The 12,402-nt window shown below is 38.9% G+C and carries 13 protein-coding genes; 11 read left to right on the forward strand and 2 right to left on the reverse strand.

Annotation, left to right across the window (positions count from 1 at the left end; genetic code table 11):
* Positions 1-3 precede the first annotated feature (3 nt).
* Together ACS604_RS05390 and ACS604_RS05395 are read left to right on the forward strand one after the other, a co-directional pair.
* Entirely contained in the window at positions 4-1,671 is a 1,668-nt protein-coding gene (locus ACS604_RS05390) for a PqiB family protein (protein WP_174758371.1), read from the forward strand.
* A complete protein-coding gene (locus ACS604_RS05395) occupies positions 1,661-2,368 on the forward strand; it encodes a PqiC family protein (RefSeq protein WP_474770595.1) in 708 nt (235 codons plus the stop codon). Before ACS604_RS05390 ends, ACS604_RS05395 begins: the two co-directional genes overlap by 11 nt.
* 60 nt (positions 2,369-2,428) lie before the next feature.
* On the opposite strand, the gene uraH is transcribed toward ACS604_RS05395, so the two are convergent.
* Together uraH and ACS604_RS05405 are read right to left on the reverse strand one after the other, a co-directional pair.
* Entirely contained in the window at positions 2,429-2,830 is a 402-nt protein-coding gene (gene uraH, locus ACS604_RS05400) for a hydroxyisourate hydrolase (protein ID WP_005046214.1), read from the reverse strand.
* Positions 2,831-2,841: 11 nt separating this feature from the next.
* Positions 2,842-3,309, reverse strand: a complete 468-nt coding sequence (locus ACS604_RS05405) for a GlcG/HbpS family heme-binding protein (RefSeq protein ID WP_474770984.1) — start codon at positions 3,307-3,309, stop codon at positions 2,842-2,844.
* 125 nt (positions 3,310-3,434) lie between these two features.
* On the opposite strand from ACS604_RS05405, the gene ACS604_RS05410 reads away from it, so the two are divergent.
* The 9 genes from ACS604_RS05410 to ACS604_RS05450 all read left to right on the forward strand — a co-directional run bounded on the left by ACS604_RS05410 (position 3,435) and on the right by ACS604_RS05450 (position 12,393).
* Entirely contained in the window at positions 3,435-4,106 is a 672-nt protein-coding gene (locus ACS604_RS05410) for a heavy metal response regulator transcription factor (protein ID WP_474770597.1), read from the forward strand.
* Positions 4,103-5,506: a heavy metal sensor histidine kinase gene (locus ACS604_RS05415; RefSeq protein ID WP_440202328.1), complete on the forward strand. Its 1,404-nt coding sequence runs from the start codon at positions 4,103-4,105 to the stop codon at positions 5,504-5,506. The genes ACS604_RS05410 and ACS604_RS05415 overlap by 4 nt, the downstream gene beginning before the upstream one ends.
* A gap of 96 nt (positions 5,507-5,602) precedes the next feature.
* Positions 5,603-6,166 (forward strand): lipocalin family protein, encoded by a 564-nt coding sequence (locus ACS604_RS05420; RefSeq protein WP_474770599.1) that lies wholly within the window; start codon positions 5,603-5,605, stop codon positions 6,164-6,166.
* 119 nt (positions 6,167-6,285) lie between these two features.
* Positions 6,286-7,257, forward strand: a complete 972-nt coding sequence (locus tag ACS604_RS05425; RefSeq protein WP_474770600.1) for an acyl-CoA desaturase — start codon at positions 6,286-6,288, stop codon at positions 7,255-7,257.
* Complete coding sequence (locus ACS604_RS05430) at positions 7,254-8,516, forward strand: NAD(P)/FAD-dependent oxidoreductase (protein ID WP_474770602.1); 1,263 nt, start codon at positions 7,254-7,256, stop codon at positions 8,514-8,516. Before ACS604_RS05425 ends, ACS604_RS05430 begins: the two co-directional genes overlap by 4 nt.
* 22 nt (positions 8,517-8,538) lie before the next feature.
* Positions 8,539-9,330: a DUF1365 domain-containing protein gene (locus tag ACS604_RS05435; protein WP_474770604.1), complete on the forward strand. Its 792-nt coding sequence runs from the start codon at positions 8,539-8,541 to the stop codon at positions 9,328-9,330.
* Entirely contained in the window at positions 9,327-10,526 is a 1,200-nt protein-coding gene (locus ACS604_RS05440; protein ID WP_004791366.1) for an SAM-dependent methyltransferase, read from the forward strand. Before ACS604_RS05435 ends, ACS604_RS05440 begins: the two co-directional genes overlap by 4 nt.
* 29 nt (positions 10,527-10,555) lie before the next feature.
* A complete protein-coding gene (locus ACS604_RS05445; protein WP_004791367.1) occupies positions 10,556-11,335 on the forward strand; it encodes a DUF1295 domain-containing protein in 780 nt (259 codons plus the stop codon).
* Positions 11,336-11,343: 8 nt separating this feature from the next.
* On the forward strand, positions 11,344-12,393 hold the full coding sequence (locus ACS604_RS05450; protein ID WP_474770606.1) for an SAM-dependent methyltransferase: 1,050 nt from the start codon (positions 11,344-11,346) through the stop codon (positions 12,391-12,393).
* Positions 12,394-12,402: the final 9 nt, after the last annotated feature.

The following is a 12,402-nucleotide window of genomic DNA, read 5'->3' on the forward strand; positions in this document are numbered from 1 at the left end:
ACAATGAGTATGTCTGAAAATGAAATAACCCCTGGTAACTCAGATCGTCGTGATACAGATGTTGAACTGGATAGCATGAATGATTTACCAGAACCCCAAGAAAAGAAAAGTCGATGGAGACCTCTTTTAATTTGGCTCATTCCATTGATTGCTCTTTTAATTGCGCTTTCATTAGCGATAAAAGCGCTCTTGTCTCACGGCCCTACAATTGACGTATCTTTTAGGACGGCTGAGGGGCTGGTTGCAGGTAAAACAACTGTTCGTTATAAGCAGGTGGATATTGGTGTAGTACGACAAATTGATCTTTCGGAAGATCGTTCCCACGTGATTGCCAGAATTGATTTGCGTAAAGACGCGAGTAACTTTGCAGCAAAAGATTCACGATTTTGGGTAGTGCGACCACGTATTGGGACGAGTGGGGTTTCAGGCATCGATACTTTATTGTCAGGTTCATATATTGAAGTGGATGGGGGTAAATCGGAGGAGAAAAAACTTGAATTTACTGGGTTAGAGATACCGCCAGTTATATCTTCAGATGTGCCCGGAAAAATATTTTTCTTAAATGCAGATGATTTGGGATCTTTAGATATCGGTTCTCCGATTTATTATCGTCGAATTAATGTGGGGCAAATTACAGCTTATAAATTATCTGATGATGGTAAAAATGTTGAACTGCAAACCTTTATTCGTGCACCGTATGACAAGTTTGTCACTACCGATGCACGTTTTTGGCAGGCGAGCGGAATTGATGTAACTTTAAATGCTTCTGGCTTTAATTTAGATACCCAGTCGCTTGCAAGTATTGTTGCGGGTGGTATTGCTTTTGGATACCCTGAAAACTCACATGCGACCACAGCAGCAAATCATAGCCGCTTTAACCTTTGGGATTCAAAATCTGATGCATTGAAAGATCCAGATGGACAACCTCGTGGTGTGATTATGTATTTTGATCATTCATTGCGTGGATTGGCAGTCGGTGCACCAATTGACTTCATGGGCATTGAAGTTGGTAATGTTAAAGCGATTAATGCTGAATTTACTAACGACTATAAGCAGATGCGTATGCGTGTTGATGCGGTCTTTTATCCTTCACGTGTTGAAAAAGGTTTGGCACTTAATCCGAATAGTGAAATCTTCAAAGACTTTGTTGAACATGGATGGCGTGCTCAAATGAGAACAGGCAACTTACTCACGGGTCAAAACTATATTGCCCTAGATAAGTTCCCTAAAGCTAAACCAGCTAAATTACAAATTTTGAGTGATGATCGCGTAGTGATTCCAACTACACAGACCGAACTCAGTGGCTTACAAGCACAAGTTTCTCAGATTGCTGACAAGTTAACGAAATTCCCGTTAGTTGAGATTGGGCAAGATGTACGTAAAACGCTCAACAATATGAACACGGCCATTGCCTCTACCGACAAACTGGTTAAGCAGTTGGATGGAAAAGTTGCACCTGGTTTACAAGCAACCTTGGACGATGTCCGTAAAACGGTAAGATCATCTGAGTCTATTTTGTCGAGTGATGCGCCGTTACAACAAGACGTACGTAAAGCATTGCAGCAAATGACACGTGCGGCAGCTTCATTACAGTTAATGGCAGACTATATTGAACAACACCCTGAATCAATTATTCGTGGTAAAACACCAGAGACCGATGATGAAAAATAAAAACACTCTATCTTTTCAGCATCCCAAAGCAGTCAAATGGCTGCTTGGGAGCGGCCTGTTTTTAACAGCAGTTGCCATGACGGCATGTTCGAGTTCGCCAACGCCAAACTATTATACGATGTCTCCTAAAATCACTGCGGCTACAAAATCAACTGTGCAGGTGATTGAGGTATTACCGGTCGGGATTCCAGACCGATTGGACCGTGCGCCTTTGGTGCTACAAGACAGTAGTGGTAAATCTACGGTATTAAATAATGAACGCTGGACATCGACTATGGGTACGCAATTACGCGATACCTTGTCGGCGGGTTTACAGCAAAAATTAGGGGCAATTGACAGTTATAGCAGTGGGCTGGCTGGAAACAATCAACCGTTATATCGAGTTTCTACGGACTTTTCTCATTTTGATATTGTAGATAAAAGCTATATTAATATTGCGGTATCTTGGGTGGTGAAGCGTCAAATACCACCCACTCAATTAGAGTCAAATAATGCAAAAGTCATCACTAATGTAGGATCCCAGCTCAATTGTCGAATTGCTTTTAAACAGCCGATTGATCAAAAAGCTAAAAAGATGGATGCAATTGTGAGTGCTTCAAGTGAGGCCATGACTCAAATTATTAATACGGTTTCTTCTTCAATTGTGGCGTTAGATTCAAATAAAAAATCGGTTATTAGCAATGGTGTTTGTTCGTAAAACGCATCGCTTTTAACCAACCCCTTTATTTGTGTACAACAGATAAAGGGGTTTTCTATTTTAGTTGCCTCGATAGGTTGAATAACCGTAAGGGCTAAGTAGTAACGGAATATGGTAGTGATTTACGCTTCCATCGACTTTAAAAATTACAGGTACTTCAGCAAAAAAAGTTTGTTGTTTGTTCTTTTTAAACCAGTCTTCAGTTTTAAAGGTAACTTTATAAACCCCTTGCTCTAGTTTTTTGTTTTCTGGATAGAGCGCAGTGATACGACCATTTGAATCGGTCACTTGCTGGTTGAGCTTAACCCACTGGTTATTGGTGTTTTTTTCTAAAACCACTTCAACCTGAGAAGAGGGCAAACCCGTTTCTAGGTTTAACACATGCACACTTAGTGGATTAGTTTGTGCAAATGTAGCTGAAGCAATAAATAACGAAGATAAAGCAATAAATGATTTAGGCATGGTAAAGCTCCTTATGAATGAAAAACGGTTTCAATGGCTTTGCTTGCGCATTGATTGTCATTTTGTGCGCCGCCAGCACCTGCAACCCCAATCGCTCCGATCACTTGGTTCTCAAAACGAACAGGTACGCCGCCGCCTAACAAAAGTAAATTCGCTACGGTGGTTAAATTTTTTGCATCGGGGTTTTGGTTACTGTTTTGGCTTAAAACCAAGGTCGATGTTTTGGTAGATAACGCGGTATAGGCTTTTTTCTCGGCAGCCATTAAATTATGCGGACCCACCAGCTCATGCCGTTCGGCAGTTAAAGGATTACCGCCACGATCTACAACAACCACTGCAATGTTTTGATTTAGTTTTTTGCAGGCCTCTTTAGCACTGTCGGCTAGCAGATGTGCGGTTTTTAGATCTAACGAATAAACTTGATTCAAAGCAGGGGGCTGTGCAAAAGTACTATTACCGAATAGCAAGGCTGTTAACATCAGCCAGTTTAATTTTTTCATAATGATCGCCTCTATGTCGCTTTGAAAATCTTAAACACATTGCTTAACTTCAAGCGTGACAATCACATTACAAAGTTGTCATCTTTCAAATGAGTCTCTACAAAATGCGTATCCTTATTATTGAAGACGAGATCAAGATTGCTACTTATTTGGTCAAAGGATTAAAAGAGTCTGGATATCAAGCAGAGTGTGTTCACTTAGGGCTGCAAGGGTTGGAATTGCTAAAGAGAGATCAATATGATTTGCTTATTCTTGATGTCATGTTACCGGACATAGACGGTTGGAGTGTATTACAGGTCTTACGTCAGTTTTCAAAAATTCCGGTGATTTTCTTAACGGCAAAAGATCAGGTCATAGATAGAGTTAAAGGTTTGGAGTTGGGTGCAGATGATTACTTGGCTAAACCATTTTCGTATATTGAACTGTTGGCGCGGATTAAAAGTCTGTTAAGACGACAGCAATATCTACAAGAAAATGAGCTGTCTATTAGTGATTTAAAAATGGATTTGGTTGGTCATGAAGTATGGCGTAGTGGCAACTTAATTGAGCTGAGTAAAACCGAATTTAATTTGTTGCGTTACTTGTTGCTTAACAAAGAGCAAATTGTGACGCGCAGACAAATTGGCTCCGAAGTTTGGAATATTAACTTTGACACAGATACCAACTTTATTGATGTCGCTGTACGCCGTTTACGAAGCAAAATTGATGAGGGATATGAGTTAAAACTCATTCATACCATACGTGGCTTGGGCTATAAAATTTCGGTTAGCTTATGAACTTTAAATTTCTGCGTTCTCTTGAAGTCCGTATTACATTACTGGTCACGCTTTGTTCTGCCTTAATTTTATGTTCCGTCGGCTTTATGACCTATTTAGGTATTAATCAAATTTTGTTAAAGCAGCAAGATAAAGCTTTAGCAGACAGAATTAATCGTTTGGAAATTTTGCTACAAGATAGCGAAAATGTAGAGCAAATCATTGCGCGGCCTAAGCTGTATCAAAACATGCTTGGCAATCAAGACAATTTGTTTCTGCTTATTCATAAAGGCAAAAGTTTAATTAATATCAATCCGCTTCACATTCAACTACCTGAACTTGCACAGCGCGACAGTCTTCAATTTCAGGATTTAGCTAATAACCCATATCCAACGCGCATTGCTTGGAAAACCATAAAAATTAATAACGAGCCTTATCTGCTCATTGCAGGTAAACAGTGGTCGGAACGCATCAATATTCTTTTACCTTTTCAAGAAAGTCTCTTGATGTATGTAGTCGGGGGCGTGTTTGCGATCTTTGTGCTTTGTATTTTAGCTTGTCATTTAGGTTTACGGTCGCTACAACAGCTTCGCAAGCAAACTCATTCTATTAATGCAAATCAGCTCCAGAAAAGATTAAACCTATCAAATTCTCCTTTAGAAGTTGATCTGCTTTCAAAAGATATAAACCACATGCTTGAGCGTATCGAAAAAGGCTATACACAGCTCAACCGTTTTTCTGAAGATATCGCTCATGAGTTCCGTACGCCTTTAAATAATCTGATTGGGCAAACCGAGATTGCTTTAACTGGCGAACGCTCGGTTGAGCAATATGAAGATTTGCTGGTGTCTCATTTAGATGATTACCACAGATTAAAACGCATGATTGATAGTATGCTTTTCTTGGCAAGAGCCGATCAGAAAATGGTTCTTATAAACAAACAGGAAATAAACGTTCAAGACGTTATAGATGGCCTATGCCAGATTTTTGAATATCAAGCTGAAGAACAAGAGTGTCATTTTAGTTTTAACTTAGAGGCTAAAAATTTATTTGCAGATCCTGAGCTTTTTCAAAGAGCCGTTTATAACCTGATTTTAAATGCGTTGGTTCACGGTGGTGACAAGCGAACTATTTATATCGCAACTAAACATAAGATGATTGAGCATACGCAATGGGTCAGCCTGACTGTGGTAACGGGTGGGGTTTCAATTGCTGAACATCAACTTGAGCATCTTTTTGAAAGATTCTACCAATGTCACTCAAGTCGAAGTGATTACAATCAAACAGGTGGATTAGGTTTGTCGATTGTTGCTTCAATTATGGATCTACATCATGGTCTCTATCGAGTTTATAACACGGTCGAGGGTGTGTGTTTTGAGCTTGATTTTCCAGTTGCAGATGCTGTAAAGAAATATAATTAAATCTTTATTAATATTCCTTAATTTGTAAAATTCACACTTTGTTCACAGCCCTCTAAAGTATGTTTAAACGTATCAAATAAACAAAAGAGGGCAATCATGAAATTATTATTTAAGTCACTTGTCATCAGCAGCAACCTTGCAGCGGTGAGCTTAATGCTTCCTTTGAGCACTTATGCCGACACAAATGCGAAACCTGTCGCTGTTGAATCTATCGATATTAATAAATACGCGGGTAAGTGGTATGAGATTGCGCATTTACCCATGTTTTTTCAGCGTAATTGCGTAGCCAATACAACTGCAAACTATTCTATTAACGCGGACAAAACCGTTGGTGTTTTAAATAGTTGTACGACTAAAAAAGGCGAAATGATTTCATCTGAAGGTGTTGCTTATTCGCAAAATGAAGGCAACAGTAAATTGAAAGTGAGCTTTTTACCCTCTGGTTTAAGATGGATTCCTTTTACAAAAGGCGATTACTGGGTTTTAAGAGTTGATCCAAATTATCAGGTCGCTTTAGTGGGTGGCCCAAGCCATAAATATTTGTGGATTCTTTCTCGTAGTCCTCAAATTGATGAGGCGACATATCAGTCTTATCTGCAAACTGCAAAAAGCTATGGCTACGACGTTTCTAAACTCGTTAAGACAACCCAGTCTAAATAGCGAAGTGCTGGTTGCGTAGATGCTTATATTTATCTCGTAACCGAGTGAACTTCACATAAAATTCATTGCGCATTTTCTACATTAGAACCAAAAGAAATGCTTTAGATCAGGAAGAATCAATGTCTAAATTTTTTCTGCGCTGGATCGATAGCTGGTCAGATTCAGAAAATGCGCAAGCGGGTACCTCTAGTGAATATATCATTGAAAAGAAAATTCAATGGTTAAGAATTATTCCCTTTATTTTATTGCATATCGCTTGTTTAGCTGCGTTTTGGGTGGGTGTATCTTGGTTTGCAGTTGTCTTCATGCTGGTTTTTTATTTTATACGTATGTTTGCGATTACTGCTTTTTTCCATCGATATCTTTCTCATAAAACTTTTCAGACCTCGCGTATTGTTCAATTCATATTTGTACTCATTGGAACCATGAGTGCACAGCGCGGACCATTATGGTGGGCAGCACATCACCGTTATCACCATCACTTTACCGACACCGATCAGGACCCGCATTCAGCGAAAGCAGGTTTTTGGTATTCCCATGTAGGCTGGTTTTTAAATGAGCAAAATTTTGCCACTCGAAAAAAAGTCATTAAAGACTGGTTGAAATATCCTGAGCTGATTTGGCTCGACCGATTTAGTTTGCCTATTGTGATTTTGACGGCTTTAGCAATTTATGGTTTCGGTTCATGGCTTGCACAACATTTTCCTGAGTTGGGTACCAATGGCTTACAGCTTTTAGTGTGGGGCTTTGTGATTTCCACACTTTTGTTAACGCACGCAACCTTGTGCATTAATTCACTCGCTCATCGATATGGCTCACGTGAGTTTAATACTCCAGATGATAGCCGTAATAATTTTCTACTTTCTTTAATTACCTTGGGTGAGGGATGGCACAACAACCACCACTTTTACGCTGGCAGTGTGCGTCAAGGTTTTTATTGGTGGCAGATTGATATCACCTTTTATGTGCTCAAACTGATGTCTTTATTTGGTTTGGTGTGGGGGCTAAAGCCCGTACCAGGCAAGGTTTATCAATATAAAAAGATTAAAGACTTATCGATAGAGAAAATTGAAAACGGTGAAGTGTTATGAAAATTGCCATTATTGGTTCAGGTATATCTGGACTTTACGCAGCTTGGAGATTGTCTAAGCAACATCAAGTCACCGTATATGAAAAAAATAACTATTTTGGCGGTCATACTGACACTCACGAGCTAGAGGTAGAAGGCGCTAAAGTCGCGGTAGATAGCGGTTTTATTGTGTTTAATGACTACAACTATCCGTTATTTACCGACATGCTTAAAAAATTAGGTGTGGAAACTCAAACTAGTGATATGAGTTTTTCGGTCAATAATCTAGTTAGTGGACTTCAATATAATCCTTCAAAAAAATGGTCGCTCTTTGCTCGTCCGCAAAACTTTCTAAACCGAAAGTTTCTGCAAATGCTCTCAGATTTACTACGTTTTTATGATGATAATAAAAATATTGACGTGGCAGATATTGATCCTAATTTATCTATTGAAGAATATTTAGACCTTCACAAATATAGTCATGAGTTCCGTTATGAACATCTTTACCCAATGTGTGGCGCATTATGGTCAGCTCCGGTTGAGCAGATAGGCCAAATTCCATATCGATTTGTAGTGAGCTTTTTTCAACATCACCGCATGTTACAGCTAAAAGAGCGGCCGCAATGGCAAACGGTTAAACACGGCTCAGCAAGTTACATTCGTGCTATTCAAAAGAATTGCCCGTCAATTGAGTGGAAGTTTGCAGAAGTAAAAGCTGTGAGCCGTTCACCAGAAACTGTGTTTATCGAAACGACTGAAGGGCAAGCAGAATATGACTGGGTAATTTTCGCAAGCCATGCTGACGATAGCCTAAGTTTAATTAAAGATGCTTCATCTCTTGAACGAGAAATATTAAGCCAGTTCAGCTATCAAGATAATCACATGGTGGTTCACCGTGATCTTTCCATTATGCCTAAAAGCCGTTTGCAATGGGCAAGTTGGCATGTACATGTAACGCCAACATCGCAAGTTCAAAACAATGAGTCCGACATACATTATGGTTTTACCTACTGGATGAATAATTTGCAGAATTTATCCTGCGCTACTCAGATTTTTTCTACTTTAAATCCCAATATGAAAATTAAAGCCGAAGACATCTTGGTTGAACGTCAATATCGTCATCCGGTATTTGATGCAAAAGCAATTCAAGCTCAATCTCGCTGGCAAGAAATTAATGGACAAAATCGTACTTCGTTTTGTGGAGCGTATTGGGGGTGGGGCTTTCACGAAGATGGCGCTCGTAGCGCAGCACGTGTTGTAGAACAACTTTTAGCGTTATAACAATAAGTAAGGAGCTTCTCAAATGTTATTAAATAAACTTGCTATCGCTCCTGCACTTATTCGTCACAGACGTTATAGCCCTAAACAGCATCAATTTACATCGACCCTAAATTATTTATGGTTTGATCCAGATCAATTAAATGAGATTTCAAAAGATTGTTCACTTTGGTCGACCGATCACTGGAATGTATTAAAGCTATCTAAAAATGATTTTTTAAACATGTATCACGGTTCTATAAGAGACAGAGTAGAGAAAGCGATACTGCAAAATAATCACTTACATCTTCGGCCAGACTGGCAAATCCGAGTGTTGGCTTTGCCTCGTTGTTTAGGTTTTAGGTTTAATTCAGCCGTATTTTATTTTGTTTTAAATAAAACTGGAAAACCCGTATTTATTGTCAGTGAAATAACCAATACCCCTTGGAATGAACGTAAAGTTTATATACACGACTGTGTAAAACAACACAGCCATGTAGGGGATTATGAGAGTTTCGATTTTCATTTTGAAAAATCATTTCATGTCTCGCCGTTTATGCCTATGCAGTTGACTTATCGCTGGCGGTTTAGTTTTTCAGATCAGCAAAATGTCATTCACATGCAGCTCTTTGAAGAACAAAAACCACTGTTTGATGCCACTATGCGGTTTGAACTTGTGCCCATCACATTTCCTTCACAGCAGTATCGATATGCTCTTATGAACAGCTTAGCCCCTTTTAAAATGTTGTTTTCAATATATTTAGAGGCATTTAAGTTGTGGCGAAAAAAAGTTCCATTTTATCGTCATCCTAAAAAGATCAAGGTAGATAAGACATGATAAAAACATTTCTGTATGGTGAGGATGACTCACTACCAGTGCTACTCAAAAGTCTTCTCAAACTACGCCATGGACAGATCACTTTTCAGGGTGCATGGAATGGTACGGTTGGTGAAGTATCAGACTTGCATGCTGTAATTGAAGTTCACAATCCTTTGCTTATGGATCTCATTTTGAAAAATGGTGTTTTAGGGGCTGCGGAAGGCTATATCCGTGGTGACTGGAGCAGCGAGCAACTTGTAGAGTTGATTCAGATCTTGGCACGTAATCGAGATGTACTAGACCAACTTAATCAAAATGTTATTGCTCAAGCGAGCCAGTTTTTTCTTAAGGCTTGGTATCAAAATCGAAAGAATTCTATAAGTGGCAGCCGTAAAAATATTGCTGAGCACTACGACTTAAGCAACGACTTTTTTAAATTATTTTTAGATCCATCTTTAATGTACTCGAGTGCAGTTTTTGAAAATGAAAATATGACACTCGAAGAAGCATCAGAGCTAAAAAAAGAGATCATCTGCAAAAAGTTAGATTTAAAACCAATGGATCATTTGGTTGAAATTGGAAGCGGTTGGGGCGGTTTTGCAATTTACGCGGCTGAGCATTACGGCTGTAGAGTGACCACCATTACCATTTCACAAGCTCAATATGATGAAGCCGTTATCCGTGTAAATGAAGCGGGTTTGGCACATCGAATTGATGTGCAACTCAAAGACTACCGCTTACTTGAAGGAAAGTTCGACAAGCTTGTTTCAATTGAAATGGTTGAGGCTGTTGGAGCGCAATATTTGCCGACATATTTTGATCAATGTAAAACACTGTTAAAACCGAAAGGTCTAGCCTTTATTCAAGCCATTACCATTGAAGATTTTCGATATAAAAAAGCATTAAATACAGTTGATTATATTAAGCGCTATATTTTTCCTGGTAGCTTTATTCCTAGCGTGAGTGTATTAACTCAAACCGCCTCTGAAAGTGGTTTAAGGCTAAAGCATTTAAATGATATCGGTTTAAGTTATGCACAAACAATTCATCACTGGCGAGCACGGTTTTTAACCGCACGAGAAGAAGTATTGGCTCTGGGTTTCGATGAAAACTTCATTCGCATGTGGGATTTCTATTTATGTTATTGCGAGGGTGGTTTTAAAGAAGGCGTGATAAGCAATGTTCACTTGTTGTTTGAAAGTAGCAGTTACTAACTCAAACAGCTCAAGTAAGGAGACTGCTGATGTTTTTGAATTTACTGATTCTAGACTTATTTATCATGTTGATAAGTTGGTTACTTGCTACCGCAAATGGCCGAGCTGGAATTGTAGATGCCGCATGGAGTTTCTGTCTGGCATTAAACATTATTGTGTCTTCTTTACTCATTTCAGTTGCTCCTGTTGAAGTACGTCTGTTTATTGGTATTTTTAGCGGCTTATGGTTTCTAAGATTATTTTGGCATCTGTTAAGACGTTATCAATCTGAACAAAAAGAAGATGGTCGTTACGCAAACATGCGTAAAGCGATGGGTAAGTTTCAGCATGTTGGCTTCTTTTTATTTTTTATCTTTCAAACACTTTTAGTGTGTTTATTCTTTTTACCAATGTGGACACTCCTCAATGTAGAAGCAACTGAATGGAGTAGTGGATATAAAGTCACTTTAGTGATTGCAGCTGTAATTATGGCGATTGCTTTCATTGGAGAGCAGCTCGCTGATCAGCAGTTATATCGATTTAAATTAAATCCAGAACATCATGGCAAAACGATGGATCAGGGTTTATGGCGTTACTCACGTCACCCAAATTATTTTTTTGAATGGTTACATTGGTTTGCCTATCCAATCATTGGTTTAGCGGCAGGCCAATATTTATTGTGGATTTATCCGTTACTGATGTGGCTGTTTTTATATTACGTCACGGGTATTCCATTTAGTGAAAAACAAGCAATTAAAAGTCGCGGTCAAAATTATCTTGATTATCAACAAAAAACATCAATGTTTATTCCGCGAAAACCCAAAAAATAGGTGCGCATATGGATTTTATTGTTCATCAGTCTTTGAAAATTGTTGAAAGTGGTGTGATTCCAGATCATGCCATTCGAGCTGCAATTCGTGCTTTAAGCAAAAAACGCTTAATTCAAGAAGGCCGTTATGACCCTGAACAAGGGGCACAGCGCTATATGGATGTACTTAATATGTTAAAACGGAGTGAAATCGCCGTTGAAACAGATAAAGCAAACGAGCAGCACTATGAATTACCCACTGAGTTTTTTCAGGCGGTGCTTGGAAAAAGACTCAAATACAGTGCATGTTATTTCCCGACTAAAACAACAACTTTAGATCAGGCAGAGGAACTCGCACTTCAGCTTTATTGTGAAAGAGCACAACTTAAAAATGGTCAACACATTTTAGAGCTAGGCTGTGGCTGGGGTTCTTTAACTTTGTGGATGGCAGAAAACTATCCACGTTCACAGATTACGGCAGTTTCTAACTCTGCTACACAGAAGAAGCATATTCTTGGGCAAGCAAAGTTAAGAGGTTTAAACAATATTGAAGTACTTACCTGTGATGTAAATGTACTTGAACTTGAAAAAGGTCAGTTTGACCGAGTCGTATCGGTTGAAATGTTTGAACATGTTCGTAACTATCAACGTCTTTTTGAAAAAATTCAGGGTTGGTTGAAAGCAGATGGCTTACTCTGGTGCCATATTTTTTGTCATCGCTTTTTACATTATCCTTTTGAAGTGAAATCAGACTATGATTGGATGTCGAAGTATTTCTTTACTGGCGGTTTAATGCCGTCGACTTCAACTTTTTTGCATTTTCAAGAGCATTTAGAGTTGGCTCAACAGTGGCAGTGGTCGGGTGAGCACTATATGAGAACGGCAAATGCTTGGCTTGATAATATGGATAACCAAGAAGTCGAACTGAAACCACTGTTTAAAAAAATCTATGGAAAAGATGCCAATATCTGGTGGCAACGCTGGCGTATTTTCTTCATGGCTTGTGCTGAGCTATTCGGTTTTGAGCAAGGACAAGAATGGGTCATTGGTCACTTTTCATTTAAAAAGAGAGCATTGTAATTTCTACAG

Source organism: Acinetobacter sp. Li1LvA2 (assembly GCF_056156705.1).

Coding starts and splice junctions, on each gene's coding strand:
- ACS604_RS05390 (WP_174758371.1), top strand. CDS start 4: ATGAGTATGTCTGAAAATGAAATAACCCCTGGTAACTCAGATCGTCGT.
- ACS604_RS05395 (WP_474770595.1), top strand. CDS start 1,661: ATGAAAAATAAAAACACTCTATCTTTTCAGCATCCCAAAGCAGTCAAA.
- uraH (WP_005046214.1), bottom strand. CDS start 2,830: ATGCCTAAATCATTTATTGCTTTATCTTCGTTATTTATTGCTTCAGCT.
- ACS604_RS05405 (WP_474770984.1), bottom strand. CDS start 3,309: ATGTTAACAGCCTTGCTATTCGGTAATAGTACTTTTGCACAGCCCCCT.
- ACS604_RS05410 (WP_474770597.1), top strand. CDS start 3,435: ATGCGTATCCTTATTATTGAAGACGAGATCAAGATTGCTACTTATTTG.
- ACS604_RS05415 (WP_440202328.1), top strand. CDS start 4,103: ATGAACTTTAAATTTCTGCGTTCTCTTGAAGTCCGTATTACATTACTG.
- ACS604_RS05420 (WP_474770599.1), top strand. CDS start 5,603: ATGAAATTATTATTTAAGTCACTTGTCATCAGCAGCAACCTTGCAGCG.
- ACS604_RS05425 (WP_474770600.1), top strand. CDS start 6,286: ATGTCTAAATTTTTTCTGCGCTGGATCGATAGCTGGTCAGATTCAGAA.
- ACS604_RS05430 (WP_474770602.1), top strand. CDS start 7,254: ATGAAAATTGCCATTATTGGTTCAGGTATATCTGGACTTTACGCAGCT.
- ACS604_RS05435 (WP_474770604.1), top strand. CDS start 8,539: ATGTTATTAAATAAACTTGCTATCGCTCCTGCACTTATTCGTCACAGA.
- ACS604_RS05440 (WP_004791366.1), top strand. CDS start 9,327: ATGATAAAAACATTTCTGTATGGTGAGGATGACTCACTACCAGTGCTA.
- ACS604_RS05445 (WP_004791367.1), top strand. CDS start 10,556: ATGTTTTTGAATTTACTGATTCTAGACTTATTTATCATGTTGATAAGT.
- ACS604_RS05450 (WP_474770606.1), top strand. CDS start 11,344: ATGGATTTTATTGTTCATCAGTCTTTGAAAATTGTTGAAAGTGGTGTG.